The 25,915-nt window shown below is 62.5% G+C and carries 22 protein-coding genes and 1 pseudogene; 9 read left to right on the top strand and 14 right to left on the bottom strand.

Going from position 1 to position 25,915, the window contains the following annotated elements; all coding sequences use genetic code 11:
• Window positions 1-105: 105 nt before the first annotated feature.
• On the top strand, window positions 106-1,560 hold the full coding sequence (locus J6524_RS01860; protein WP_225668554.1) for a DEAD/DEAH box helicase: 1,455 nt from the start codon (window positions 106-108) through the stop codon (window positions 1,558-1,560).
• A gap of 125 nt (window positions 1,561-1,685) precedes the next feature.
• Window positions 1,686-2,753, top strand: coding sequence for a GGDEF domain-containing protein (locus tag J6524_RS01855; RefSeq protein WP_225668552.1), 1,068 nt, complete (start codon window positions 1,686-1,688; stop codon window positions 2,751-2,753).
• Window positions 2,754-2,759: 6 nt separating this feature from the next.
• On the opposite strand, the gene J6524_RS01850 is transcribed toward J6524_RS01855, so the two are convergent.
• Window positions 2,760-3,206: a TfoX/Sxy family protein gene (locus J6524_RS01850; protein WP_225669305.1), complete on the bottom strand. Its 447-nt coding sequence runs from the start codon at window positions 3,204-3,206 to the stop codon at window positions 2,760-2,762.
• A gap of 88 nt (window positions 3,207-3,294) precedes the next feature.
• Here J6524_RS01850 and J6524_RS01845 point away from each other — a divergent pair, with 88 nt between their 5' ends.
• Entirely contained in the window at window positions 3,295-4,251 is a 957-nt protein-coding gene (locus tag J6524_RS01845) for an SIR2 family NAD-dependent protein deacylase (RefSeq protein ID WP_225668550.1), read from the top strand.
• On the opposite strand, the gene J6524_RS01840 is transcribed toward J6524_RS01845, so the two are convergent.
• The 9 genes from J6524_RS01840 to J6524_RS01800 form a co-directional block, all read right to left on the bottom strand.
• Window positions 4,181-4,567: a HesB/IscA family protein gene (locus J6524_RS01840; protein ID WP_225668548.1), complete on the bottom strand. Its 387-nt coding sequence runs from the start codon at window positions 4,565-4,567 to the stop codon at window positions 4,181-4,183. The genes J6524_RS01845 and J6524_RS01840 overlap by 71 nt on opposite strands.
• Before the next feature lie 132 nt (window positions 4,568-4,699).
• Window positions 4,700-5,113: a VOC family protein gene (locus J6524_RS01835; protein WP_225668547.1), complete on the bottom strand. Its 414-nt coding sequence runs from the start codon at window positions 5,111-5,113 to the stop codon at window positions 4,700-4,702.
• Window positions 5,114-5,122: 9 nt separating this feature from the next.
• Window positions 5,123-5,494, bottom strand: coding sequence for an SUF system Fe-S cluster assembly protein (locus J6524_RS01830; protein WP_028346267.1), 372 nt, complete (start codon window positions 5,492-5,494; stop codon window positions 5,123-5,125).
• The gene (locus tag J6524_RS01825) at window positions 5,491-6,738 is read right to left on the bottom strand and encodes a cysteine desulfurase (RefSeq protein ID WP_225668545.1); all 1,248 of its coding nucleotides are present in this window, start codon (window positions 6,736-6,738) and stop codon (window positions 5,491-5,493) included. The genes J6524_RS01830 and J6524_RS01825 overlap by 4 nt, the downstream gene beginning before the upstream one ends.
• On the bottom strand, window positions 6,735-8,060 hold the full coding sequence (gene sufD, locus J6524_RS01820; protein WP_225668543.1) for a Fe-S cluster assembly protein SufD: 1,326 nt from the start codon (window positions 8,058-8,060) through the stop codon (window positions 6,735-6,737). Before sufD ends, J6524_RS01825 begins: the two co-directional genes overlap by 4 nt.
• A gap of 17 nt (window positions 8,061-8,077) precedes the next feature.
• Complete coding sequence (gene sufC, locus J6524_RS01815; RefSeq protein ID WP_225668542.1) at window positions 8,078-8,830, bottom strand: Fe-S cluster assembly ATPase SufC; 753 nt, start codon at window positions 8,828-8,830, stop codon at window positions 8,078-8,080.
• Between the two features lie 23 nt (window positions 8,831-8,853).
• Window positions 8,854-9,183 carry a hypothetical protein gene (locus J6524_RS01810; RefSeq protein WP_225668541.1) on the bottom strand — a complete coding sequence of 110 codons (330 nt, stop codon included), beginning with the start codon at window positions 9,181-9,183 and terminating at the stop codon, window positions 8,854-8,856.
• Window positions 9,180-10,676: a Fe-S cluster assembly protein SufB gene (gene sufB / locus J6524_RS01805; protein WP_225668540.1), complete on the bottom strand. Its 1,497-nt coding sequence runs from the start codon at window positions 10,674-10,676 to the stop codon at window positions 9,180-9,182. Before sufB ends, J6524_RS01810 begins: the two co-directional genes overlap by 4 nt.
• Window positions 10,677-10,762: 86 nt before the next feature.
• Window positions 10,763-11,917, bottom strand: a complete 1,155-nt coding sequence (locus tag J6524_RS01800) for a cysteine desulfurase family protein (protein ID WP_225668539.1) — start codon at window positions 11,915-11,917, stop codon at window positions 10,763-10,765.
• A 273-nt stretch (window positions 11,918-12,190) separates the two neighbouring features.
• Here J6524_RS01800 and J6524_RS01795 point away from each other — a divergent pair, with 273 nt between their 5' ends.
• The gene (locus J6524_RS01795; RefSeq protein WP_025589847.1) at window positions 12,191-12,838 is read left to right on the top strand and encodes an alpha/beta hydrolase; all 648 of its coding nucleotides are present in this window, start codon (window positions 12,191-12,193) and stop codon (window positions 12,836-12,838) included.
• 147 nt (window positions 12,839-12,985) lie between these two features.
• Here the strand turns inward: J6524_RS01795 and J6524_RS01790 are convergent, their stop codons facing one another.
• Both J6524_RS01790 and J6524_RS01785 read right to left on the bottom strand, forming a co-directional pair.
• Entirely contained in the window at window positions 12,986-13,666 is a 681-nt protein-coding gene (locus J6524_RS01790; RefSeq protein WP_225668538.1) for a glutathione S-transferase family protein, read from the bottom strand.
• Window positions 13,667-13,892: 226 nt separating this feature from the next.
• Window positions 13,893-14,993: an anhydro-N-acetylmuramic acid kinase gene (locus tag J6524_RS01785; RefSeq protein WP_225668537.1), complete on the bottom strand. Its 1,101-nt coding sequence runs from the start codon at window positions 14,991-14,993 to the stop codon at window positions 13,893-13,895.
• Window positions 14,994-15,170: 177 nt separating this feature from the next.
• On the opposite strand from J6524_RS01785, the gene tyrS reads away from it, so the two are divergent.
• Together tyrS and J6524_RS01775 are read left to right on the top strand one after the other, a co-directional pair.
• Window positions 15,171-16,427, top strand: a complete 1,257-nt coding sequence (gene tyrS / locus J6524_RS01780) for a tyrosine--tRNA ligase (RefSeq protein ID WP_225668536.1) — start codon at window positions 15,171-15,173, stop codon at window positions 16,425-16,427.
• 162 nt (window positions 16,428-16,589) lie between these two features.
• Window positions 16,590-17,825, top strand: a complete 1,236-nt coding sequence (locus tag J6524_RS01775; protein ID WP_225668535.1) for an MFS transporter — start codon at window positions 16,590-16,592, stop codon at window positions 17,823-17,825.
• On the opposite strand, the pseudogene J6524_RS01770 reads toward J6524_RS01775, so the two are convergent.
• Window positions 17,826-18,726: pseudogene (locus tag J6524_RS01770) on the bottom strand (LysR family transcriptional regulator).
• A 113-nt stretch (window positions 18,727-18,839) separates the two neighbouring features.
• On the opposite strand from J6524_RS01770, the gene bla reads away from it, so the two are divergent.
• On the top strand, window positions 18,840-19,733 hold the full coding sequence (bla, locus tag J6524_RS01765) for a class A beta-lactamase (RefSeq protein ID WP_376711965.1): 894 nt from the start codon (window positions 18,840-18,842) through the stop codon (window positions 19,731-19,733).
• Between the two features lie 24 nt (window positions 19,734-19,757).
• Here bla and J6524_RS01760 read toward each other — a convergent pair whose 3' ends face one another.
• Window positions 19,758-23,417: a DUF3971 domain-containing protein gene (locus J6524_RS01760; RefSeq protein WP_225668532.1), complete on the bottom strand. Its 3,660-nt coding sequence runs from the start codon at window positions 23,415-23,417 to the stop codon at window positions 19,758-19,760.
• 216 nt (window positions 23,418-23,633) lie between these two features.
• Between J6524_RS01760 and J6524_RS01755 the strand changes: the two genes are divergently transcribed.
• Window positions 23,634-24,407: a peroxiredoxin gene (locus tag J6524_RS01755; protein ID WP_225668530.1), complete on the top strand. Its 774-nt coding sequence runs from the start codon at window positions 23,634-23,636 to the stop codon at window positions 24,405-24,407.
• Window positions 24,408-24,505: 98 nt separating this feature from the next.
• Window positions 24,506-25,855: a M23 family metallopeptidase gene (locus J6524_RS01750; protein WP_225668528.1), complete on the top strand. Its 1,350-nt coding sequence runs from the start codon at window positions 24,506-24,508 to the stop codon at window positions 25,853-25,855.
• Window positions 25,856-25,915 lie beyond the last annotated feature (60 nt).

The following is a 25,915-nucleotide window of genomic DNA, read 5'->3' as shown; positions in this document are numbered from 1 at the left end:
TGCGTAAGTCAGAGCCCCCAGCTTTTCAAAAGCGCGCCGTTTCGGGGCAAAACGCGACAGCCTTTTTACCTTCGATTCCGAACGGCGGTGTCGACTAGAGGCTCAATGTCTTTTTCCAATCTCGGCCTTTCAGATAAGGTCCTCGCCGCAGTTGCGGCCACCGGGTACACCACCCCTACCCCCATCCAGGAACAGGCAATTCCGCACGTTCTGGCCCGCCGCGACGTCCTCGGCATCGCCCAGACCGGCACCGGCAAGACCGCCGCCTTCGTCCTGCCCATGCTCACACTTCTGGAAAAGGGCCGCGCCCGGGCCCGAATGCCCCGCACCCTGATCCTCGAACCGACCCGCGAACTCGCCGCCCAGGTCAAAGAGAATTTCGACAAATATGGTGCCGGCCAGAAACTCAACGTCGCGCTTCTGATCGGCGGCGTCTCCTTTGGCGATCAGGACAGTAAGCTGACGCGCGGCGTCGACGTCCTGATCGCAACCCCCGGCCGTCTGCTCGACCACACCGAGCGCGGCGGTCTCCTGCTCACCGGCGTCGAACTGCTGGTGATCGATGAAGCCGACCGCATGCTGGACATGGGCTTCATCCCCGACATCGAACGCATCTGCAAGCTGGTGCCGTTCACGCGCCAGACCCTGTTCTTCACCGCGACGATGCCGCCGGAAATCAGCCGCATCAGCGAAACCTTCCTGCACAATCCCGAGCGTATCGAAGTCTCAAAGCCGGCGACGACAGCGACCGGCGTGTCCCAGTTCAAGGTGAATGGCGGCCGCGAGCCACACGAGAAGCGCGAACTGCTCCGCCGCCTGCTCCGCGACGCCAAGGATCTCAACAACGCGATCATCTTCTGCAACCGCAAGCGCGAGGTTGCGATCGTTCACAAGTCGCTGCAGAAGCACGGCTTCAGCGTAGGCGCGCTGCATGGCGACATGGACCAGTCGGCGCGCACCGCAGCGCTCGATCAATTCCGCAAGGGCGAGATTCCGCTCCTCGTGGCCTCCGACGTCGCCGCCCGCGGCCTCGACATTCCGGCCGTCAGCCACGTCTTCAATTTCGATGTGCCGCACCACGCCGACGATTACGTGCATCGCATCGGCCGCACCGGGCGCGCCGGCCGTAACGGCACCGCGATCTCGATTGTCACGCCGCTCGACAGCAAATCGATCGCTGCGATCGAACGCCTGATCGGAAAAACCATTCCGCCTGCCGAAGGCGATTACACCGTGCACTCGGAACAGTCCGAGGAGAGCGAGCAGCCGCGCGAACATCGCGCGCGCGAAGGGTCCCGGGAAGGTTCACGCGGCCGACGCAAGCGGCGCGAACGCGAGCCACGCCATGCCAAGGAACATGCCAGATCTCCCGATCACGAGCCGCGGCATGCCAAGGGTGGAAGCCGCAACGGCGGTTCGCAGGCGCCAGCCGCGACCGCTCGGGTACCGTCAATCGGCCGGCCCGAACCGCGGCGCGCTCAGCGCGAGACCGAATCGGAACCCGCTGATCACTCGCACCTTCCCGCATTCCTGCTGCGGCCCGTTCGCGCCCGCGTCTGATAGAAGATCGCGAAGGCCGGAAGCATTTACCGGCCGTTCATCCCCTTTCGTTAACTTGGCAGCGATAATTTAATCATTGCTGCAGGGCAACGAGCCGCGCTCGCTCGGATATTGGGGACGGATCAGTGGGCAAGCTGCTGGACGAACACGAACGCACGATGGCGTTCGCCGAAGTTGCGCTGGGCCAGATCAGATCCCTCCGACAGACCGCCGTCCCGCGCAACTATGAAATCTGGTACGTGTACGCGACTGGATACAACGCCCCCCTCAACAAGATCATCAACGAGACGCTGGCGCGCAACGGCAAGCTCAGCGAGTCCGATCTCGAACAGATCTACGAGACCTATCTCTCCCATATCAAAGCCTCCGACCGCATCGACAAAGTCGGCGCGCGGGTGATCGGCGAAATCGACGATGTGATTGCGCTCATCAGCGAAGCGCTCAGTATGTCGCAGAGTTACGACTCCAAGCTGAGCGGCGCGAACGAGAAACTCCGGAATGCAAAGAGCCGCGAGCAGATCAACGCGGTCATCGACGGTCTGATGAAATCCACCCGCGAAATGCAGGAGACCAACAAGGCCCTCGAAAACCGGCTCGCGCTATCGAAGACCGAGATCAGCAATCTCCAGCACAGCCTCGAAGCGATCCGCGCCGAGAGCCTGACCGACCCGCTGACCGGATTGGGTAACCGCAAATATTTCGACCGTTCGATCGAGATGGCGGTGCGAACGGCGCTGGCAAATGGCGAGCCGCTATCGCTGCTGATGTTCGACATCGACCACTTCAAATCGTTCAACGATTCCTACGGCCATCTCACCGGCGACCAGGTGCTGCGGCTGGTCGCACAGTCGTTGAAGCAGACCATCAAGGGCCAGGACATCACCGCCCGCTACGGCGGCGAGGAGTTTGCGGTCGTGCTGCCGAATACGGGACTGCGCCAGGCGCTGACGGTCGCCGATCACATCCGCCGCGCGGTGATGGCCAAGGAATTGAAGAAAAAATCGACCGGCGAGATTCTCGGCCGTGTCACCATCTCGGTCGGCGTGGCCATGCTCAAGCCGGAGGATGATACGGATTCACTGATCGAACGCGCCGATTGCTGTCTCTACGTCGCCAAGCGCAATGGCCGCAACCGCGTGATTTGCGAAGTCGATCCTGAATACGCCGAGGAGACTCGCGGCCAGGTGGCCTGAGCCGAATTACCTGCGCGAAGCTTTCTTCGTCCGCCGCGCCTTACTCGTCCCGGTGGTCTTCCGTTTCGCGGCCGGCCGGCCTGCAACCTTCGAAACCTTCGGCTTCGCTGCCTTGCGCGCCTTCGGCCGCTTGCGCAGAGCCGCGCGCTGCGCCGCGGCCAATGCCGCCCTCGCCCACGTGGCGAGCTCTTCGGAATCGTCGAACAGGCGGGCCGGCAATTGCCAATACGAGTTCACGGTGACCGTCTTGGTCCGCGTCTGGTATTGAAACGGCTTCGAGCCTTCCGCTTCGAATTGCGGGATGGTCTGGTCATCGGCGCGGAAGTAGAGGCCGGCGCGCAGCGAGAGCGCAAAGTTGGTGCCGTCGGCGGAAATACCGTAGCCCGAAAACATCCGGCGGATGGTGACCGGGCCGAAATCGGCAAACAGGTCGATGAGGAAATCGCGATCCATCACTGTGTCGCTCGCCCAAGGCTCAGTTCCGGCAAGTGATAGCGCGGAACCATTAGGAACGGAACATTCCGGGGCCCATTGATAAGCCATGAAATATTCGAAAGGGAGCGAACAAATTCGGTCGTCTCCGCGAGACGTTCTGGCCCGAGCGATCCGGGAGCGCCATGCCATTCTGTTCGTCGGGGCCGGCGTTTCGATGTCCGTCGGACTGCCCTCGTGGCAGACGCTGATCGAGCACTTGCTTGATGAGCTCAAGCTCGATCGCAGCGTGATCGAGGACACGCATGAGAGCTATCAGATGCTGGCGGAATATTACCGGCTGAAGCAGGGAAGCATCGGTCCGCTGCGTAGCTGGCTCGATCGAAACTGGAAGGTCGCCTGCGACCGTGTATCAGCGTCGGAAGTGCATCGCCTGATCGTGGAGCTCGATTTCCCGGCCATCTACACCACCAACTACGACAGCAACCTCGAGACCGCATTCGAGATACATCACAAACCTTATGCGAAGATCACCAACGCCAAGGAAATTGCCGACGCGCCGGAGGGCGTCACCCAGATCATCAAGTTTCACGGCGACTTCGATGATGATGCCTCGCTCGTCCTGACGGAGACGGATTTTTTTGACCGGCTGTCGTTCGATTCCCCGCTCGACATCAAGTTCCGTGCGGACGCGCTTGGGCGTACGATCCTGTTCATCGGTTACAGCATGTCGGACCCAAACATCCGCCTGTTGCTGCACCGAATCTGGGAAATATGGGAGAAGTCAGGCCGCAAGGAAGATCGCCCGCGCTCCTTCGTGTTCATGCCCTCGCCGAACCCGGTGCAGGAGGCGCTGCTGGCGCGCTGGGGAATCACGCTGCTGGCACCGGAGGGAGATACGTCCGTGGACGACGCGCTGGTCGCGCTGCTGCGCGACGTTCAGATGAGAATGCGCACGCTGCCAGAGACAGCCACCGAGCCGGAAGGACGGGAAATCAAACCTTCGCCGGCGTCAGCTGCACCGACTCGCCGCAGCCACAGGCAGAGACCTGGTTCGGATTGTTGAAGATGAACTGGGCCTGCAGCTTGTCGGCCTTGTAATCCATCTCGGTACCGAGAAGGAACAGCACCGCCTTGGGATCGACCAGGATCTTGACGCCCTTGTCCTCGACCACTTCGTCGGTCGGGCGAATCTCATGGGCATATTCCACCGTGTAGGATTGCCCGGCGCAGCCGCCATTCTTGATGCCGACTCGCAAACCGACGATCTCGGAATCGGCGCGCCTGGTCAGCTCTGTGATCCGCGCAGCCGCCGCCTCGGTCAGTTTCATGACCTGCGGCCGGGGCCTCGGCTTCGGCTTGGGCTGGACGGTGGTATCCATTGCAGTCGATCTCCGGATCGCCTCGTGAAGGCGAACTATCATAACATTAAAATAACAACGAAATTCCCGCTGTGAAGGTCTCCCATCGTGAAGATGGGTCAGAACCTGTCGAAACGCTTAAAAGCAGCTCCCCTAGTAAATCTTCCAGATTCCCGGCGTCGCCAGCTCCAGCAGATGGTTGTCCGGATCACGGAAATAGATGCTCTTGCCGCCGCGCGGCCAATCCGTCCTGCCTTCGATCGCGACATCATGCTCGCCCAGCGACTTTTCCCAGGCGGGCAGTTCGGCCGCCGGAATGGCAATGGCCATGTGAATAGGGCCGCTGCCGTCGTGCGGCGGAATGGTGCCGCCGGGAAGCTTGATCGTCTCAGGTGTCGAACCGCGCAGAAACAGCAGCAGCACGCTCCGGCCGCCGACATCGAAAGCAACAAACCGCGAATCAGCCGTCAGCGCTTCCAGCCCAAGCACCTTCTCGTAAAACGCGCGGGCGCGGTCGAGGTCATCAACGTAGAGTGCGGTCTCGATGACACCGGACAGATTCGGCAACGGGTCCCTTCACCACATGTTGAGGACGAGGCGCGCCTCGTCGGACATCCGATCCGGCGTCCAGGCCGGATCCCAGACCAGATTCACATTGACGACGCCGACGCCGGGAACGCTGGCGATCGCATTCTCCACCATGGTCGGAAGCTCGCCGGCCGCCGGGCAGTTCGGCGTGGTCAGCGTCATCGTCACGTCGACGCTGCGATCGTCCTTGAGGTCGACCTTGTAGATCAGGCCGAGCTCATAAATGTCGGCCGGGATTTCAGGGTCGAACACCGTCTTCAGCGCGGCGACAATTTCCGTGCCCAGCCGCTCGGTCTCTTCCGGCGGCAGCGCCGAATTGGTTTCCATATTGGCAGTTTTGACTTCGGCCGTATCACTCATGCGAACAAATCCCGCGCTTTGATCAGCGCCTGTGCCAGATGGTCGACTTCTTCCCGGGTATTATACATGCCGAACGATGCACGGCAGGTGGCTGTGACATTGAACCGCTCTAAAAGCGGCATCACGCAATGCGTGCCGGCCCGCACCGCAATGCCCTGCCGGTCAATCACCGTTGCGACGTCGTGGGCGTGAGCGCCCTTCATCTCGAAGGAGATCACGGGGCCCTTGTTGCGAGCAGTGCCAAACAACCGCAGCGAATTGATCTCCCGCAGGCGCTCTTGCGCGTAGGAAAGCAGGTCATGCTCATGCGCGGCGATGCGCTCCTTGCCGACCGAGTTGACGTAGTCGATCGCAGCGCCCAGACCGATCGCCTCGACGATCGGCGGTGTCCCTGCCTCGAACTTGTGCGGCGGGTCACCATAGGTGACCCAATCCTTTGCCACCTCGCGGATCATCTCGCCGCCGCCATTATAGGGCCGCATCGCTACCAAGTGCTCATGCTTGGCGTAGAGCGCCCCGATCCCGGTCGGACCATAGATCTTGTGGCCGGTGAAAGCATAGAAATCGCAATCGAGGTCCTGCACGTCAATCGGCAGATGCACCGCGCCTTGCGCGCCGTCGACCAGCACCGCAATGCCGCGGTCATGGGCGAGTTTCACGACCTCCTTGACCGGGACGAAGGTGCCAAGCGCGTTCGACATCTGGGTGACCGCGACAAGCTTGGTACGCGGCGTCAGCAGCTTCTCGAATTCCTCGATCAGGAAATTGCCGTCGTCGTCGACCGGCGCCCATTTGATCACGGCGCCATGGCGCTCGCGCAGGAAGTGCCAGGGCACGATGTTGGAGTGGTGCTCCATAATGGAAAGCACGATTTCGTCGCCCTGCTTGATACTGGGCTCGCCCCAGGACGATGCCACGAGATTGATCGCCTCGGTGACATTGCGCGTGAAGATGATTTCTTCGCTTCGCCTTGCATTGACGAATTTCGCCACCTTGCCACGGGCGCCCTCGTAAGCCTCCGTCGCGGCATTTGCGAGGTAGTGCAGACCGCGATGCACGTTGGCGTATTCGCTTGTGTAAGCTTCCGTCATGCGGTCGAGCACGGCAGTGGGCTTCTGCGCGGACGCGGCGTTGTCGAGATAGACCAGCGGTTTGCCATAGATCTTCATCGCCAGCGCGGGAAAATCCTCCCGCACACGGTGGACGTCGTAGGCGCCATTCTTGACCGCTGGATGCTGCGTCATGCCCGAGCCTCCAGCCAACGCCGCGCCGCCGCAATCGCGACTTCACGCAGATCGTCACTAGCGATCGATTCAATGGCCTCGCCAACGAACGCCTGGATCAGCAGCGCCTGGGCTTCCTTCTCGGGAAGACCGCGGGCGCGCATATAGAACAACAGGCTCTCGTCGAGCGCGCCGGTGGTCGCGCCATGGCCGCAGGTGACGTCGTCAGCAAAGATTTCGAGTTCCGGTTTGTTGTTCGCCTCGGCCTCGTCGGAGAGCAGCAGCGCCCGCGTCATCATCTTGGCGTCGGTCTTCTGCGCGTCGGGACGCACGATGATGCGGCCCTGGAACACCGAGTGGCCGCGGTCATCGACCACGGCGCGGAACACCTCGCGGCTGGTGCAGTGCGGCACTGCGTGATCCATGAATAGCGTCGTGTCGGCGTGCTGGCGGCCATTGAGCAGATTGACGCCATTGGTCTCGACCCCGGAATGCTCTCCGGCGAACGTAATCGTCGCCTGGTAGCGGCTGACGGCAGCGCCCGAAGTCATGCCGAAGGTGTTGAAATGCGCATGCGCGCCCAGCGTCACCACGGCGGAGGAAATGTTGAAGGCGTCACGGCTGTCTTCGACCAATCGAATATGATCGAGCCGCGAATTGTCGCCGATCGCGACAACCAAGGAATCATGGGCCTGATAGGTCTTGGCCCCATTGGCCGCAACGTAGCTTTCAACCAGCGTCGCACCGGCATCCCTGCCAAGACGCAGCAGCGAACGCGTATACATCGCCACAGCCGCGGGCGTGCTCGCGACATGAATGATCTGCAGCGGCTGCTTCAGCACGACGCCATTGGCGATCTCGATCACCACGCCATCGGTTATCATCGCGCTGTTGAGCGCTATCATCGGATTGTCGTTGTCCGGCGAGAAGAGCTGCGCCTGCAACGTCGCATCGCCGGTTTCCAGCACATCCCGCAACGTGCGAATGGTAAGGCCTTTCTCCAGGCCTCCGACTTCGGAAAGCTTTGGTACGAACACGCCGTCCACGAGGACGAGCGCGCGAGCACCCTTGATCGCCTGCAGCTTTACGGCCGCGGCAGCGCGTTTCAGCGCAGCAGCATCCGGCGCATCGGCCAGCGGCAGCACTTCGCGCATCAGCGCGCGGAGATCGGTATACTTCCAGTCTTCAATCCGGCGATGCGGCAGGCCTGTGCGTTCGTAGGCGTCGAAGGCAGCGCTTCGCGCCTCTGCCACCTTGCCGGCACCGGGCAGCCGGTCACGCGCGATCGCAAAGCTGTCGCTCAGCGCGCGTCCCGTCTCGTTCTTTGCCAAAACCAGGTTCATCACAAATCCGCTTTGCGTCAGGCCGCGTCTTCGAACTGGGTGTAGCCTGAAGCCTCGAGCTCCAGCGCCAGATCCTTGCCGCCGCTTTTTACCACCCTGCCCTTCGACATCACGTGCACGAAGTCGGGGATGATGTAGTTGAGCAGACGCTGGTAGTGCGTGATGACCACCATGGCGCGGTCGGGCGAGCGCAGCGCATTGACGCCATCGGCCGCGATCCTGAGCGCGTCGATATCGAGGCCGGAATCCATTTCATCGAGGATGCAGACAGCCGGCTCGAACAGCGCCATCTGCAAGATCTCGTTGCGCTTCTTCTCACCGCCGGAGAAGCCGACATTGACGCCGCGCTTGAGCATGTCCTGCGGGATGTTGAGCGACTTTGCGACCTCGCGGACCTTCTTGAGAAACTCCGGAGACGAAAGCTGGCTTTCGCCGCGCGCCTTGCGCTGGGCGTTCAACGCGGTGTGCAGGAAATTCCAGGTGGTGACGCCGGGGATTTCGACCGGGTACTGGAAGGCCAGGAACACGCCCTTCGCAGCGCGCTCGTCCGGCTCCATTTCCAGGAGGTCCTCGCCCCTGAACAGGATCTGCCCGTCGGTGACTTCATAGCCCGGCTTGCCGGCGATGACGTGTGACAACGTCGACTTGCCGGAGCCGTTCGGCCCCATGATCGCGTGCACTTCGCCCGGGTTCACCGTGAGCGTCAGTCCGTGGAGAATTTCGTTATCCTCAACGCGGACCTTCAGATCTTTCACTTCGAGTAATGACATGGCCTTCCCTTGTCGAAATTCGTTTACCGGCGCAGCCGGATCGGGCGCTCGTAGGCGACTATCGCGGCGTCTGGGCACGCGTTTTCGAGATTTGCGATCTCATCAAGCTCGACCGCATCGAGCTTGGCCGCTGCGATCAAATTGCAAAGTCCGTCGCCGACGCCCGCGCGGCAGTTCGCCCGATAGGTCATCAGATAGACACCCATCGTGTCGGCGGCGGCCTCAAGGCGGCGCGCCTGCGCGGCGCTTGGCCGGAACCACTCTGAACGGTCGAGCCGCGACAAACCGGTTTCGTCGATCTCGTTCAAGATCGGTAGCAGCGTGCGCATCTCGCTGATATCAGGCGCGATCATCCCACGCTGCCTTCCAGCGAGATCGAGATCAGCTTCTGCGCCTCAACTGCGAACTCCATCGGCAGCTGCTGCAGCACGTCCTTTACGAAGCCGTTGACGACGAGGCCGACGGCTTCTTCCTGGCTGAGGCCGCGCTGGGTGCAGTAGAACAGCACGTCTTCGGAAATCTTCGACGTCGTCGCTTCGTGCTCGAACGTCGCCGAGGAATTCTTCGCCTCGACGTAAGGCACGGTATGCGCACCACACTTATCGCCGATCAGGAGCGAGTCGCAGGCGGTATAGTTGCGCGCGCCGGTCGCCTTGCGATGCGCCGTGACGAGGCCGCGATAGGTGTTCTGCGATTTACCGGCCGCGATACCCTTGGAGATGATGCGGCTCGACGTGTTCTTGCCGAGATGGAGCATCTTGGTGCCGCTATCGACCTGCTGGTGACCGTTCGAGATCGCGATCGAGTAGAACTCGCCGCGCGAATTGTCGCCGCGCAGGATGCAGCTCGGATATTTCCAGGTGATCGCCGACCCGGTCTCGACCTGGGTCCAGGAGATCTTCGAGTGGTTACCGCGGCAGTCGCCACGCTTGGTGACGAAGTTGTAGATGCCGCCGACGCCTTCGGCATTGCCGGGGTACCAGTTCTGCACCGTCGAGTACTTGATCTCGGCGTCATCGAGGGCGACGAGTTCGACCACGGCGGCATGGAGCTGGTTCTCGTCACGCTGCGGCGCGGTGCAGCCTTCGAGATAGCTGACGTAGGAGCCCTTATCGGCGATGATCAGCGTGCGCTCGAACTGGCCGGTGTTGCGCTCGTTGATACGGAAGTAGGTCGACAGCTCCATCGGACAGCGCACGCCCGGCGGCACGTAGACGAACGAGCCGTCTGAGAACACCGCCGAATTCAGCGTCGCGAAGAAATTGTCCGAGGTCGGCACCACCGACCCGAGATACTGCTTCACCAGCTCAGGATGCTCGCGGATCGCCTCCGAGATCGGCATGAAGATCACGCCGGCCGCCTTCAGTTCCTTCTGGAACGTGGTCGCTACCGAAACCGAGTCGAACACGGCGTCGACCGCAATCTTACGGTTGGCCGACGGCTCACCACCGGGCTGCGGCTCGACGCCTTCGAGAATGGCGACTTCGCGCAGCGGGATCCCGAGCTTCTCGTAAGTCTTGAGGATTTCGGGGTCGATCTCATCAATCGACGACAGCGTCTTCTTGGGCTTGGGCGCCGCGTAATAGTGAATGTCCTGGTAGTCGATCTTCGGGTAATTGACGCGCGCCCAGGTCGGCTCGGTCATGGTCAGCCAGCGGCGATAGGCCTCCAGGCGCCATTCCAGCATCCAGGCGGGTTCGTTTTTCTTCGCGGAAATGAAGCGGACGGTCTCTTCCGAGAGGCCCTTGGGCGCCTTCTCGGACTCGATAAGAGTCTCAAACCCATATCGATACTGGTCGACGTCGATGCGCCTGACGCGCTCGACCGTCTCTTGTACGGCTGGCATTCCATCCTCCGCTCGCGGTTTCAAGGACCGCGGTGGAACAATCTAAAAGTCGAATTCGAGGTGTAACGAAACGCGCTTAGAACGGTTCAAGCCGTGTTTCGTCCCCCTCTAAGTAAGGCATCGGAAAGCTTTCGCCAAGCCTGCAGGGCCAAATCTATGTCTGTCTCAGAGGTAGACCAGCCCAGACTGAGCCGCACCGCTCCCTGGGCCAGATCCCTGCCCACCCCCATGGCGGCCAAGACGTGCGACGGCTGAACCTTGCCGGAGGAGCAGGCGGAACCCGAGGACACCGCGATCCCGCCGAGATCGAAGCCGATTACGGCGGTTTCGGCCTTCAGCCCGGGAACCGTGAACAGCGTGGTATTAGGCAACCGCTGCACGTCGTTGGAAAATACAATCATGCCAGGGGTTTGCATCAAACCCTTCTCAAGCCGCTCGCGCAAAGCCTGGAGCCGCGGGGCATCCCCCGCCAGCGCGGCCAACGCGGCAGCGGTAGCCGCACCGAAGGCCGCAATGCCGGCGACATTCTCAGTGCCGGCCCGACGCCCGAGCTCCTGTCCGCCGCCGCGCAGCAGTGGCTCTAACCCCTGCACCTCTTCAGCGAGAACGAGTGCTCCGACGCCCTTGGGGCCGCCGATCTTGTGCGCAGATAGCGTGATCAGATCGGCATCCAGCGACTTGATATCAAAAGGTATTTTTCCTAGCGCCTGGATCGCATCGACGTGCAGCAGCCCGCCTGCTTGATGCACCATCTCAGCAACCTCGCCGACCGGTTGAACAGCACCCGTCTCGTTATTGGCCAACATGACCGAGACAAGTGCCGGCGGCCCGTCGGCCAGCAATGCACGCAAACGTTGGACGTCGACCAAGCCAGATCCGGTGACTTCGATGCTCGCGATAGCATCTGGCGAGAAACGCCCACCCGATAGCACCGACGTATGCTCGATGGCCGAGACCAGCAGCCGCCGGACCGGCCGTCCCGCGCCTTTCCGCAAACCGGGCGTCAATGCCAGTGCGTTCGCCTCCGTCCCGCTGGATGTGAACACCACATCCTGCGGACGGCCGCCAACGGCAGATGCGACCGCGGCGCGCGCGTCCTCGACCAGTCGGCGCGCCTGGCGCCCTTCGGCATGGACCGATGACGGATTGCCGGCCATGTCCCAAGCGGCCGCCATCGCCTGCCTCGCCTCGGGACGAAGCGGCGTCGTCGCATTCCAGTCGAGATAAATCCGCTCGGGCATTTCAGTAAAATATTACCTATACTCGCTAATAGCTACTGCGCTCCTCGCGGAGCTCCAGCGCCAGACGTCTTATGGCAATTAGGGATCGCCCCGTCTCCTACAATCGCAGGCTAACGCCTTGAACCGCCTCCGAGATGTTCAAGATGCTTGCTTTTTGCCCCTCGCCTCATGCTAGAAGGCCGCACCGGTTCACAGAAGCGTCGTTCGCGCATCGCCCAGCGACGCCAGATGACATTCTCTTCGCCGGATCACATCCGTTGCCCAGGAACTACAATGCCTGAAGTCATTTTCACCGGCCCCGCGGGCCGTCTTGAAGGCCGTTATCATCCGGCCAAGCAGAAGAACGCGCCGATCGCGATGATCCTGCATCCGCATCCGCAGTTTCACGGCACGATGAATCACCAGATCGTCTACCAGTGCTACTACGCGTTTGCGCATCGCGGCTTCTCGGTGCTGCGATTCAATTTCCGTGGTGTTGGCCGCAGCCAAGGCTCGTTCGATCACGGCACCGGCGAATTGTCCGATGCCGCCTCCGCGCTCGACTGGGCGCAGACCATCAATCCCGAAGCGCGCGCCTGCTGGGTTGCGGGCTTCTCGTTCGGCGCATGGATCGGCATGCAGCTTCTGATGCGCCGGCCCGAGGTGGAAGGCTTCATCTCGATCGCGCCGCCCGCCAACCTCTACGACTTCTCCTTCCTCGCACCCTGCCCGTCATCGGGCCTGATCGTGCATGGCGAAAAGGATGCGGTGGTGCCGCCGAAGGACGTCAACACGCTCGTCGAGAAGCTGAAGACGCAAAAGGGCATCGTGATCGATCAGCAGATCATTCCCGGCGCCAACCATTTCTTCGACGGCAAGCTGGAGCCGCTGATGGAGACGGTGACCGGTTATCTCGATATGCGGCTCGCCAACGTCCGGTGAGCCACAATCGGGCCGTTACGTAGGATGGGTTGAGCCCTTCGCGAAACCCATCATACCGTGCGCGATATCGATGGGTATCGCTTCGCTCCACCCATCCTACAATTTCGCGACGGCGCCAGCTTCAAGCGTGACGATCCCATCGCCGTGCTACGCCGCCAGCTTCAGCATATGCGCGTTGTGGCGCACCAGGAACGCGTGGAGCAATTGCGGATAGTCCGCGCCAACCGCCGTGCGCACGCTCGACCGCTGCGCCAGCGCCTTTCGCCATGCACGCACCTTCGGCGTATCCGCGAAGACGGACAGATCGGTCAATTGATCGAACACGTCGAAATAGCGGAAGATCGGCGCGAACACCGCATCCACCAGGCTGAACTTCTCTCCCGCAAAATACGGGCCTGCGCCTAGCGCCTCCTCGACACGCGCGAACTTCGCGGCGATCGCCTGCCGTTTGCTTTCAAAAACCGCGGGATCGCCCGTCGTCTCCAGACCCCACAATTCGCTCAGGATCGTTGAGCCGAATTCCATCCATGCGCGGTGCTGCGCTCGCGCCAGCGCATCCTGCGGATGCAGCTTCGCGCCGCCTTGCGTTTCCTCGATGTACTCGCAGATCACGTTGCTCTCGAACAGCGCCACCTCCCTGCCGTCATCGCCCCTCACCACCAGCACCGGCACCTTGCCGAGCGGCGATATCTTCAGGAACCAGTCCGGTTTGTTGGCGAGATCGATGTCGATCCGCTCGAACGGAATGCCTTTTTCGTTCAGCGCGATCACTGCGCGCTGCACATAGGGACAAAGCTTGTGGCTGATCAGTTTCAGGGCGGCGGCCATGGAATCCTCCAATCAATGCATCTGCATTTAATTTAGATGCAGATGCATTAATCTGTCAACCGGCCCGCCTGCCGTAGTCGAACAACAAGGCGTGTGCGTGCCGTCGCGCACCCTGGACTCCAGCGGGCGTGGGTGGCGCAAACAGGCGCCCCATTCCTACTTTGCATGGGGTTGTTTTCGATATTTTGTGCTTGAGCCCGCGGTGCACCGCCGACGGGCATCTGAACTAGGGCCGCGCGATGATGCCGCCGGTCATCGGGATCGGCACACCCGTGGTGGCGGGGTAGCTGAGCGGCAGGCCTTTCAGGCCGCGTGCCGCCAGGAATCCGAAGGCCTGCGCCTCGATGGCGTCGGACGCCCAGCCCAGCGTATCTGCTGCTCGGACGGTCGCAGGCGCCAGGCATTCCCGCAGCATCCGCAGCATGGTCAGGTTGCGGGCGCCGCCCCCGGCCACGATCCAGTTCTTGGGCTCCTTCGGCAGCAGCGGCACCACCCGGGCGATCGCCGCCGCCGTAAACGCCGTTAGCGTCGCCGCGCCGTCCTCGGGTGGCATATCGCCGAGCTTTAGCCCCGCAAAATCGTTGCGATCGAGCGATTTCGGCGGGGGCATCGAAAAGAACGGCATCTCCAGCGCGCGGGCGATCCAGGCCGCATCGACCTTGCCCAGCGACGCGATGCGGCCATCGGTGTCGAAGCGCTGGTTCAGGCGGCGGAACATGTGGTCGTCGAGCAGGGCATTGCCCGGCCCCGTGTCGCAGGCGATCAGGGTGTCGCCATCGATATAGGTAATGTTGGCGACGCCGCCGATATTGACCACGACGGTCGGCCCCTCCCAATCCAGCGACTGGGCGAGTGCGCGGTGATAGACCGGCACGAAGGGCGCGCCCTGCCCGCCCGCTTCGACATCTGCGGCACGGAAATCGTACATGACCGGAATGTGGATCAGCTTGGCGAGCGTAGCCGCATCGCCGATCTGGACAGTGAGCTTTTTCTCGGGCCGGTGCAGCACGGTCTGGCCGTGAAAGCCGACAATATCGATGTCGTCGAACCGCATCCGGTTTTGCGCGGTAAAGGCGGCCACCGCCTCGGCATGTGCGGTCGTGACGATCCGCTCGGCCTCGCGCAGGCAGCCAGGCCGCGCCGCGCGATCCGGCAGATCGGCGGCCTCGTACAGCGCCTGCCGCAGCAGGCCACGCTCTGCATCTGTATAGGGACGGTAGCCGGACGGACCTAGGGCATTCACCCGGCGGCCGTCGGTCTCGATCAAAGCGACATCGACCCCGTCAAGCGAGGTGCCGCTCATCAGACCTAGTGCCGTCAACATCATGGCAATTCGTGCCTCTGCAACGCCCTGCTCGATTCGTCCCGCCGACGACGATCAGCTTGTGCCAAACACGGACATCTTATAATGCCACAGCGCCCGGCCTTCGGCAGCCTGTTCCGCCATGGTTCCCGCAGACAGTTACAATTACAGTGAAAATAGAATGATCAGAGCAGTCCGCCCATGACCGGATTTAAATCAGATTTCCTGAACATTTTAGACGAACGCGGCTTCATCCACCAATGCTCCGATTTCGAGGGCCTGGACGCGCTTGCCGCGAAAGGCCAGGCGACCGCCTATGTCGGCTACGACTGCACGGCGCCCTCGCTCCATATCGGCAATTACCTCACGATGATGATGCTGTACTGGCTGCAGCAGAGCGGGAACAAGCCGATCACCCTGATGGGCGGCGGCACTACCATGGTCGGCGACCCCTCCGGCAAGGATGAGACGCGCGCGATCCGCTCGATCGAGGAAATTGAGGCCAACAAGGCCTCGATCCGCGGCGTGTTCTCGAAGGTGCTGCGATATGGCTCCGGGCAAAACGATGCAATCATGCTCGACAATGCCGAATGGCTGACGAAGCTGAACTGGATCGAAATGCTGCGCGACATCGGCCGGCATTTCTCGGTCAATCGCATGCTGACCATGGATTCGGTGCGCCTCCGGCTCGAGCGCGAGCAGGAGATGAGCTTCATCGAGTTCAACTACATGGTTGCCCAGGCTTACGACTTCGTCGAGCTGGCGCGGCGCACCGGCTGCCGCCTGCAGATGGGCGGCTCCGATCAATGGGGCAACATCGTCAACGGCGTCGATCTCGGCCGCCGCCTGGGCACGCCGCAATTGTTCGCGCTGACGACGCCGCTGCTGACGACCGCGTCCGGCGCCAAGATGGGCAAGACCGCGCAGGGCGCGGTGTGGCTCAACGCCGACCAGTTTTCGCCTTACGACTTTTGGCAATACTGGCGCAACGTCGAGGACGCCGACGTTATCAAGTTTCTCAAGCTGTTCACGATCCTGCCGATGAGCGAGATCGAGAAGCTGGCGGCGCTTAGGGGCGGCGAGATCAATGAAGCCAAGAAGGTGCTGGCGACGGAAGCGACCGCGCTGCTGCACGGCCGCGACGCAGCCAACACGGCCGCCGAGACCGCACGCCAGACCTTTGAGCAAGGCGCGATCGCCGAGAACCTGCCCACCGTCGAAGTTTCGCGCGGCGACCTCGAAGCCGGCGCCGGTGTGGTTGGACTGTTCGTGAAAGCGGGTCTGGTCACCTCGAATGGCGAGGCGCGGCGCCAGATCAAGGGCGGCGGCCTCCGCGTCAACGACGCCGCCGTCACCGACGAGAAGATGGTGCTGACGCCATCCGACCTCACGCCGGAAGGCGTCATCAAACTTTCCATGGGGAAGAAAAAGCACGTCCTGCTGAGGCCTAGAGCATGATCCGGAAAGTGGGCACCGGCTTTCCCTCGGGACAAACGCAAGCGTTGGCCCGGAGATCATGCTCAAACAAAGAATCTGCCTCGGCACGCATAGGCGCATTCGCTTTTTGATGCTTGCGGGGAGCTGCGGAAACGCGCTCCCTGCATTGCCATGGACAACAAGATGCCAGAGGGAGATGCGTCGGCCCGGCGGCTCAAGCCGACCCGCGTGGCGCTCAACGTGCTGGCGCTGTGCTTTACGATGGCGTTGCTCGGCCGCGGCCTCGGCGAGAGCTTTACGGTTTTCCTCAAGCCCATCGCGGAGCATTTCAGCTGGGACCGCGCGCAGGTGGTCTCCGTCTATTCGCTGACCTGGCTGGCGGGCGGGCTGACGGCACCCGTCGTCGGCCGGCTGTTCGACCACTATGGCCCACGAACCGTCTATGCGCTCGGGCTGCTTTTGCTCGGCGGAGCATTCCTGATAGCCTCGCAAGCGCAGGCGCTGTGGCAATTCCAGGTGAGCATCGGCCTCTGCGTCGGAATCGGCATCGCCTTCATCGGCAATGTGCCAAACTCGATCCTGCTCGGCCGCTGGTTCGGCCCGCGCCTGCCGACCGCGATGGCCGTCGTCTATTCGGCAGCGGGCGCCGGCGTGCTGGTCTTGCTGCCGGTCTCGCAAATCCTGATCGATCATATCGGATGGCGCGGCGCCTACCAGACCTTCGGCATCATTGCGCTGTGTCTGCTGGCGCCGCTGCTGCTCCTGCCATGGCGGCTGTTCGCCACAGGCTCGCCGCACATCACGAAAAGGGCCGATCCCGATTTCGCCGATGGCGGCTGGACGCTGGCGAGCGCGATGCGTCACCACGCGTTCTGGGCGCTGTTTGCGACCTTCTTCTTCACGGCCGTTGGGATGTATGCGCTTGTGGCGCAGGTCGTCGCCTATCTGATCGATGCCGGCTTCCCACCGCTGCAGGCCGCGACCGCCTGGGGCTTTTCCGGGATCGTGCTGCTGTTTGGCATGCTCGGGGTAACGCAACTCGATGCCATGATCGGACGACGGCCATCGGTGCTACTCAGCTACGCCATTTCGATTATAGGCATCATCCTGCTCTGGCTGCTGCAGTTCTATCCGAACTTCTGGCTGCTCGCGGCCTTTATCGTGACCTTCGGCAGCATGATCGGCTCACGCGGCCCATTGATCACGGCAACAGCCATGAAGATCTTTCGCGGCGAGCGTGTCGGCACCATTTACGGCACGATCTCGATCGGCAGCGGGCTTGGCTCCGGCTTCGGCGCCTGGGCCGGCGGCCTGATCCACGACTGGACCCACAGCTACAACCCCGTGATCGCGTTCGCGCTCGTGGCGGTGGTGCTGGGGATGATTCCGTTTTTGGTCGTGCCGGCATTGCGGCGATAGCTAAGTCTCGGCCGCCTTGGCGGGCACCTTCTGCGCTGCGATCGTTTCAAGCAGCCAGCTCTTGAACAAGAGCATCGCCGGTGATGGCTGCCGCGAGTGCAGCGAAGTAATCCAATAATCGCCAAGTGCCACTTCGATCTTGAAAGGACGCACGAGCCGCCGTTGACGTATGTCATCCTGAAACAGAGCTGTCGGCAGCAACGCAACACCGAATCCGCGTGCCGCCACGCTCGCGATCGTGATGGACGAATCGAACACCATTCCCTTGAGGACCGGACTCTGCAGTCCGGCCGCGGCAAACCAGCGCGGCCACTCCTCCTGCCGGTAGGAACGCAGCAGCACTTCGCGCTTGAGATCGGCCGGCCGGCTCAGCCGGCGCGCCAGCGAAGGCGCGCAGAACGCCGTAAATGGCGCTCCCATCAAGTGGGTCGCCTCGGTGCCGTGCCAATGGCCATCGCCAAACCTGATCGCGTAATCGAGTCCTTCGCCCGCGATGTCGATGCGATTGTTGTTGGTGAACAGGCGCAAATCGATCCGGGGATACGCCTTCCTGAAGGAGTCGAGCCGCGGCAGCAGCCATCCCGACGCGAACGTGCCGACCACCCCGACCGTGATGACGTCCTGATAGCGACCGTCCTCAAAACGATTGAGCGTTTCGGTGAGCCGACCGAAGGCCTCGACAATGCTCGGCAGCAGCGATTGTCCTTCATCGGTGAGCGCGACGCCGCGCGGTAGCCGGCGAAACAATTGTACGCCAAGCCGGTCTTCCAGCCCTTTCACGTGCTGACTGACGGCGGCCTGCGTAACGCGAAGTTCAAGGCCGGCGCGGGTGAAACTGAGGTGGCGCGCCGTTGCTTCAAAGGCCCCGTAGCGCGTTGAGCGGAAGGTGCGAAAGCTTCAATCGGCGCCGCATTTCTTGTCCCTAGTTTTTCTTATGCCTGCCCGCAGAACTCATCGTTTGTCAAGACTGTGACCTGTCGGCACCTTACGGCCACAAGCAAGGAGGGATTCGTAGTGATCACGAGAAGACGGCTCCAGTCCGGATTCGGCGCAGCATTGATAGCGACTGCTTTGACTGTCCGGCCAAAAGCGATGCGTGCATCGATCGCAGATCAACGACTGATTGACGAGATCAGGCGCCTGGAAATCGAGAGCGGCGGCCGGCTCGGTGTCTGCGTCTTCGAGACGGCGACCGGCGCCCGTCATGTCCACCGAGGAGACGAGCGCTTTCCGATGTGCAGCACGTTCAAAGCGCTTGCAGCCGCGGCTATTCTGGCGCGGGTGGATTCTGGGAATGAGCAATTGACGCGGCGCATCACCTACGACGCCTCCGCGCTCGTCACGTACTCGCCTGTCACTGAAAAACACGTGAGCGACGGCATGACGCTCGCTGAAATCTGCGAAGCGGCAGTAACGCTGAGCGACAATACGGCCGGCAACCTGCTGCTCGGAGCCATCGGCGGACCATCGGGACTGACAGCCTTCGTACGAAGTCTGGGCGATCCAATCACGCGGTTGGACCGCGATGAGCCCTCGCTCAACGAGGCACTGCCAGACGATCCTCGCGATACTACGACGCCGAATGCGATGGCGTCGAATTTGCAAGCCCTCATTCTTGGAACCAAGGCGCTGTCGGCCCCGTCGCGCGAGCAACTAACGGCATGGCTAATCGCCAACAAGACCGGCGGCACGCGGCTGCGTGCAGGTCTTGCGAAAGACTGGCGTGTCGGCGACAAGACCGGCACTGGTGCCCGAGGCACCAACAATGACGTCGCTGTGATCTGGCCGCCCAATAAGGCTCCCGTCATCATCACCGCTTATCTGACCGGCGCCACCGTTTCTGCCGCGCAGCAGAACGCCACCTTGGCTTCGGTCGCGCGGGCGGCTTCGGCCATGATATCTGGCTAGGTACGCCATGCAGCCTGCAGCTACCTAATTGTTCGGCGGCAATTCGATCGGGTTGGTGTTCTGCTTGCCGGTGTTGAATTCAAATATCTTCCGCAACACACCGGGCATCACCGCTGAAATCGGATTGACGCGCAGCACGGGCTGGCTAGGCGTGCCGACCACCTCATAGGTCACGCCGATCAGCCCTTCATTGCTGCCGCCGCCGAGGAACAGGCCGAGCACGGGAATTTGGCCGAACATGTTGTTCAGCCCATACATCGGAACGAAAGTGCCGCTCATGCGAACCTGATTGGCGACGGTATCGATACTGCCTTCGATAGTCGCGCCGATGAGCGGTCCTTTCACGACGCCATCGCGGATCGCAAGCTGCCCGCTCTGCCGGGTGAATTCGGCGCGCAATGCGGAGAAGGAGACGCCGCTCTGAGTGCCGGTCGAGCCACCGGCGGCCACGCGGTCGAGCGAAGCCTCGCCTCTGATGGAGAAGTCGCGGACGTTGATCAAACCTTCCTTCGCGGTAGGTTCAACCGTCGGCGGCTCCAGGGCGAGCGACAATTGTCCGCCGATCACCTTGGAATACATGTCGGTGAAGCGGAAGAAGGCGCCGGCATCGTTGGTCTGCAGGATGATGATGTCCCGGCCCTGTCCCGGCCCGCGTCCGCGCAGGTCCGCCGTCACGGGCGTGTCGCGCCCGACCTTGCCGGAGAGCGTAAAGTTTTTGACGATGCCATTGCGGCGGGAAAACTTGCTGTCGACGCTGCGCAGCGCCTCGCCGTTGAACCCTGCAACCGCACCGAGCTTGACGTCGATGTCGAGGTCGATGTTCCTCGACTTGCTCTTGGGGTCGTCCTTACCCGAAATCGCCGACTTGAGAAAGGCGCGGCCGTCGAACACGTCGCCGCGCATCGTCACCTTGACAACGCCGTCGGCGCCGCGCTCGGCTTTCAACGTGGTCTTGTCGCCATCCGAAGGCGCGTAGGTCGGGAAGTTCGCCATCACGAGGTCGCCGTTCTGGTCGACTTCGAGCGATCCCTTGATCGACGCGCCGCCGCCTTCGATCACGATGTCCTGGAACAGCGTCGACTGTTCCTTCTTCACGACATTGAACGTCGCCTTGCCCGACTTGCCGGGCACCTTGACCCAACCGGGCAGGACGTTGTCGAGTCGCAGCGAGGTCAGATCGGCCTCAATGCCGACGCGGCTGTCGTTCTCACCGATCTTGCCGACCACCTTGATCGGGATAGAGCCGCTCACGCCAGATCCGAGATCAATCCCGAGACGGGCGCGGCTGGCGTCATCCAGCGTCGCCTGCAAGCGGATATCTGCGTCGCCCTCGCTCGGCTTGCGATAATCGAGCGAAGCCGCTTGGCCGTTGATCTTGACGTCGCCCTTGACCTGGTAGCCCGCATTATTGGCCAGCACCTTGAGCGCGTTCGCCTCCAGCTTCTGGTTCATCACGAGCTTGTCCGCGGCAAAGCCACTGAGATCGGCGATGGCCGTGTAGGTGGTGTCGGCCTTGGTCATCGAGCCCTTGACCGGCATGCCCATCGTGATGGTCGCGGCGACCATTCCCTTGCTGGCGTTCGGATCGATCAGCGTGCCGGAGAGATCGCTGATGCGGTCAGAAGCCAGAATCTCGGCCGCGGCCGGCACCGGACAATCCACCCTGAACTTCACGCGCGATGGCGACGGTTTCGGCGCCATATCAGGCACTTCGAAGATGAAATCGGAAATGTTGATCTTGCGGCCGGCGGGCGTGTCGGCAATGCCCTGCCCGATCGTCACCGTCGCCGTTCGCCCGGTGACCCGCGCCTTCAAATCCGCATCGCGGACCGCGGGCATGTCGTCAACCGGTCGTGCGGTGACTCCCGAAGCCACGATGTTGACGGCCAGGCCATCGTCCGGAATCGGCGGTCCCTTGCGCGACAGGTTGCGCACCGGTGAATTGACGCCGACCTCGATGCGCTGGAGCGTGCCGCGCTCGATCCGCTCGATCACCCATTCGCGCACTTCCGGCACGATCAGGATCGGCCACATCCGCTTTAAAGCGGATGCCGACATCGGTGTACCCGCGAAACCGAGCTGGAGGCGCGCCTCGCCCGAATAATCGATGCTGCCGGTGCCGGCGATGCCGATCTCGCCGTTGCTGATGTCAGCCTGGGTCAGCAGCACGCGCTTGCGGTCGGTGTCGAACTTCATGCCGATCGCGATGCGGTTGAAGATCAGCGGCGGTTCGTTGTCGGTGCCGGCGAGCAGGATCGTGCCGCCGCTAAGACCGGCCTGCCATTCGGTCGTGGTGCCATTTGGCGGTTCGAGATGGCCGAGCAGCGTAATCCGGTTCGCGCCGGAAACGACCTTGAAGGGCGCTACCAGCACGCGCCGTCCGGCATCCCATTCGACGCTCATCTCTGCCGAATCGATCGGCATCGGATAGTCAGGCGTGTCGCTGTCGATGAGATACCCGGCACCTGCCGTGACCTTGCCGCGGAAATAGGTCGGCAGACCATCGCGGCCCAATTCGCCTTTCAGCTCGCCGGAGAGCGGCAGCTCCGCGCCATAGGTGAGATCCTTGACTCGCATCGCCAGCAGGATGTTGGCGGCCGGCACCTTGTCGGCGCGAAGATCGACCGAGCGCACGCCGTTCTGCTGCGGACCGACCACGACCTTGAGCGACCATGGGCGTTTGCCCTCTTCGCCAAGGCTCACCGCGACGCCGCCGCCGCTCGGCCGGCGCATGCTGAGGCTGATATTGTCGAACGTCCATTTGTTGCCGCGCTGCTGATCGTCGACGACAAGGTTGCCGTTCTTGAGCCCGATCTCGTTCAGATTCTGCCCGTCAAGTCCGGTCATGCTGAGGCTGTCGAGCCAGTCGAGGCCGGCCAATAAACCGCTCTGCGTTGTATCTGGGGCCGCCGCGCCGTGGGCGGGTGCGGGCGGCTGGCGCGGGAATGTCGGCGCCATACCGGCGTCGCGCTTGGAGGCAACACCCGTCGCCAGGGGCTTGGCCGTGTCGCCAGTGGACACCGTCACCTGCCCGTCCGGCGTAATGCGCACCGAAAGTTCGGCGTCGACGAGATTGAGGCTTTCAGCGCGCAGCTGACCCATCAAAAGCGCGGTGCCCGACAGCTTCACCTCAGCCTTCGGCGCTGTCGCGACGACGACCTGATCGCGGTCGCGAACCACGATGTCACGGATACGCACAGCGATTCGAATCCGCCCGGCCCGCTCGATCTGCGTGCCGCCGACTGCCACCGTATTGCCGTGGCCGATATTTTCCTCGATCGCGGCCGCCAACCAGGGTGTCGCCACATCGAGATTGATGGGCCCGGCGCCGAGCCGCCACCATAGCCCGCCGAAGCAGGCGGTTAAAATCATCACCAGCACGGCGATCACGACGGCCAGGCGCTTGACCCAGCGTTCGCCGCTCAGCCAGCGCCGCAGCGCCGCCAGCCTGTCGCCGAAACGATGGAATCGGGAATTCGAACGCGACAACAGCCGGCGCGCGCGATAGCCAGCCGCCTCGTCCTGCTCCCAGCCCGCCGCGTCATCCCATTGCTGGGCCTCTGCGCGCGGATTCGACCCGTTTGGCGAAGTATTCCTAGCCATTGCCTCTCGGTGACGGCGCTGAGGTTGATCGCCGCTAGGGGCGCGCTCGTCTATTCGTATCGAGCGCTCCTGTGCCGGCATCGCTGCCAATCCTCGATTAATACTGTTACTCGTGCTCGGGCCCAAGGATTGATTGGGCGGCCCCATCGACGAGCGGACGGATGTAGCGTCGAATTCCTTGTAACCATACTCCGGGGTCATCAAACTTGCCCAGCAGCCGGAGCGAATCCGACAGTCAAAGGCGAGACCCGCAATACCCTAATGGTTGATCTGCGGAAAGCGACGAAAGGAAGGCGTATGTCCAAGAAAACGCGCAAGAAATCCTCCAAGCCATCCCCCAAAAGCCGCAAGACGCCCGCCCGAAAACCAGTTGCGGCCAAGGCAGCGAGTAAGACGGCCAGCAAGACCGCCCGCCGCGGGGCGACGGCATCGGCCAAAAAGCCTGCCGCCAAGACCGCCAAAGCCACCGCAAAAGAGCTCGTCCGGAAACCGCCCAAGAAATCTGTCCAGACGGCCAAAACCGCATCAGCCAAATCATCGCATAAGCCGACACCTAAACCGTTAATAAAATCCAACCTATCGGATGCGCGCAGGCCGGCCGTCGGAACCGGGCTGGCCGAAGGCGCCATGGCGCCGGCTTTCAAGCTGCCCCGCGACGGCGGCGGCAGCGTGTCCTTGGCCGACTATGCGGGCCAGAAGCTCGTCCTGTTCTTCTATCCCCGGGCCGATACGCCCGGCTGCACCCGCGAAGCGATCGATTTCACGCGACTGAGCGGCGCCTTTGCCGACGCAGGGGCCGCGGTACTCGGCATCTCCGCAGACACCGTAAAGGCCCAGGAATCGTTCCGCGACAAGCACGAGCTTTCCGTTCCTCTGGTCTCGGATGAGCAACATGAGATGCTGGAGGCCTACGGCGCCTGGGGCGAAAAATCGATGTATGGCAGGACCTTCATGGGCATTATTCGAACGACGGTTGTGGTGGGTGCCGATGGGCGGATCGCCAGGATCTGGCGCAATGTGCGAGTCGACGGCCATGCCGATGAGGTCCTCGAGGCCGTCCGCGCCATGTGATTTGGCCTGTTCCATTTCCCGAAAATTAACCATGAGAGGCTCAAATCGGCATCGCAAATGAGCCGTACGGAACTTTTCCGACCGGCGCGGGAGTGCCGATGTCGTACCGTTCTGGCCATTATTCCGATCACCATCACCCCCAGGATTACGGCCGAACACCACCGCGGCGTCCGGCACCGCACGCGGCCCGGGCGGCCGCCACGGTGGACGCGGACGGCTACACAATTGCCCACGCCGGCAAGCAGGTCCGGTTCGGCCCCGTCGTATTCTGGATCGTCGTCGGCACGATCGTGCTGCTCGGCATCTGGTCGGCGGCGACCGCCACCTATTTCGCGTTTCGCGATGACGTCCTGACGCGACTGATCGCCCGTCAGGCCGAGATGCAATACGCCTATGAGGACCGTATCGCGGAATTGCGCGCCAAGGTCGACCGCACCACCAGCCGCCAGTTGCTCGATCAGGAACAGTTCGACCAGAAACTCGACCAGATCATGCGCCGTCAGACCGCGCTCGAATCTCGTGCCACTGCGCTCGGCGCCATCCCCGATGTTGGCGCCACCGGCTCGATTCGGCCTCCGGCCCGCGGCGTGGAGCCCCCCGCTTCCGGCTCCCTAAAACCCTCGCCGATCAGCGATACCGTGATCTTCGTGGCGCCGCCGGATCGCGAGGCGCGACTAGAATCACGCGCGCCCATTGTCATCAAGCCGCAGCAGAATCAATTCGCCAAGGTGCAGGGCGTCGACAATGTGCTGGTGCGTCTGCAGAACTCGCTTGATAACGTCGAGCGGCGCCAGATGGCGGCGCTCAGCGCGGTCGAGGTCAGCATGGAATCGCGTGTGCGTCGGATGCGCGGCGTATTCACTGACCTTGGCCTCGACATGGCGCAACTCGAGGCGGCAACGCCGCGCTCTGCCATCGGCGGTCCCTTCGTGCCGGTGAAGCTGCCGGCCGATGCCGGCGCGTTCGAGCGCCAGCTTCACCGGATCAATATCGCGCGCACCCAAATGCAGCGCCTGAACGCGACGCTGGCGCTGGTGCCCTATCGCAAGCCCGTCGTTGGCGAGGTCGAATTCACCTCAGGCTTCGGGGTCCGCAGCGATCCCTTCCTTGGCCGTCCCGCCATGCACACCGGCCTCGACTTCCGCGCCGCCACCGGCGATCCCGTGCGCGCCACCGCGAACGGCAAGGTGGTGTCATCGGGATGGCAGGGTGGTTACGGCCGCATGGTGGAGATCGATCACGGCAATGGGCTATCGACCCGCTACGGTCATCTTTCGGAGATTCACGTCAGGGTTGGCGATGTCGTCAGGATCGGCCAGGTGATCGGTGCCGTCGGCTCGACCGGCCGCTCCACGGGGCCGCATTTGCACTATGAAACGCGCATCGACGGCGACCCCGTCGATCCGCAGAAATTCCTGCGCGCCGGCGTGAGACTCAGCGCGGGCTAGCATCGCCCTGTCGGAACTGGCGTGCTCGCGAAATACATCCGCTACTCATCGCCGCTGTTC

It is taken from the genome of Bradyrhizobium hereditatis (genome assembly GCF_020329435.1).
In the GTDB taxonomy this organism is placed as follows: domain Bacteria; phylum Pseudomonadota; class Alphaproteobacteria; order Rhizobiales; family Xanthobacteraceae; genus Bradyrhizobium; species Bradyrhizobium hereditatis.
The sequence above is the reverse complement of the archived record's forward strand: the minus strand, read 5'-3'. Positions and strand labels throughout refer to the sequence as shown.

Excerpts from the sequence above, each read along its gene's own strand:
- J6524_RS01790 (WP_225668538.1), bottom strand. The coding sequence starts at position 13,666 with ATGGCCGCCGCCCTGAAACTGATCAGCCACAAGCTTTGTCCCTATGTG.
- J6524_RS01800 (WP_225668539.1), bottom strand. The coding sequence starts at position 11,917 with ATGCCCGAGCGGATTTATCTCGACTGGAATGCGACGACGCCGCTTCGT.
- J6524_RS01775 (WP_225668535.1), top strand. The coding sequence starts at position 16,590 with ATGCCAGAGGGAGATGCGTCGGCCCGGCGGCTCAAGCCGACCCGCGTG.
- sufC (WP_225668542.1), bottom strand. The coding sequence starts at position 8,830 with ATGTCATTACTCGAAGTGAAAGATCTGAAGGTCCGCGTTGAGGATAAC.
- J6524_RS01830 (WP_028346267.1), bottom strand. The coding sequence starts at position 5,494 with ATGAGTGATACGGCCGAAGTCAAAACTGCCAATATGGAAACCAATTCG.
- J6524_RS01850 (WP_225669305.1), bottom strand. The coding sequence starts at position 3,206 with ATGGATCGCGATTTCCTCATCGACCTGTTTGCCGATTTCGGCCCGGTC.
- J6524_RS01760 (WP_225668532.1), bottom strand. The coding sequence starts at position 23,417 with ATGCCGGCACAGGAGCGCTCGATACGAATAGACGAGCGCGCCCCTAGC.
- J6524_RS01845 (WP_225668550.1), top strand. The coding sequence starts at position 3,295 with ATGAAATATTCGAAAGGGAGCGAACAAATTCGGTCGTCTCCGCGAGAC.
- J6524_RS01860 (WP_225668554.1), top strand. The coding sequence starts at position 106 with ATGTCTTTTTCCAATCTCGGCCTTTCAGATAAGGTCCTCGCCGCAGTT.
- J6524_RS01750 (WP_225668528.1), top strand. The coding sequence starts at position 24,506 with ATGTCGTACCGTTCTGGCCATTATTCCGATCACCATCACCCCCAGGAT.
- J6524_RS01795 (WP_025589847.1), top strand. The coding sequence starts at position 12,191 with ATGCCTGAAGTCATTTTCACCGGCCCCGCGGGCCGTCTTGAAGGCCGT.
- sufB (WP_225668540.1), bottom strand. The coding sequence starts at position 10,676 with ATGCCAGCCGTACAAGAGACGGTCGAGCGCGTCAGGCGCATCGACGTC.
- J6524_RS01755 (WP_225668530.1), top strand. The coding sequence starts at position 23,634 with ATGTCCAAGAAAACGCGCAAGAAATCCTCCAAGCCATCCCCCAAAAGC.
- J6524_RS01840 (WP_225668548.1), bottom strand. The coding sequence starts at position 4,567 with ATGGATACCACCGTCCAGCCCAAGCCGAAGCCGAGGCCCCGGCCGCAG.
- J6524_RS01810 (WP_225668541.1), bottom strand. The coding sequence starts at position 9,183 with ATGATCGCGCCTGATATCAGCGAGATGCGCACGCTGCTACCGATCTTG.
- sufD (WP_225668543.1), bottom strand. The coding sequence starts at position 8,060 with ATGAACCTGGTTTTGGCAAAGAACGAGACGGGACGCGCGCTGAGCGAC.
- J6524_RS01825 (WP_225668545.1), bottom strand. The coding sequence starts at position 6,738 with ATGACGCAGCATCCAGCGGTCAAGAATGGCGCCTACGACGTCCACCGT.
- J6524_RS01785 (WP_225668537.1), bottom strand. The coding sequence starts at position 14,993 with ATGATGTTGACGGCACTAGGTCTGATGAGCGGCACCTCGCTTGACGGG.
- tyrS (WP_225668536.1), top strand. The coding sequence starts at position 15,171 with ATGACCGGATTTAAATCAGATTTCCTGAACATTTTAGACGAACGCGGC.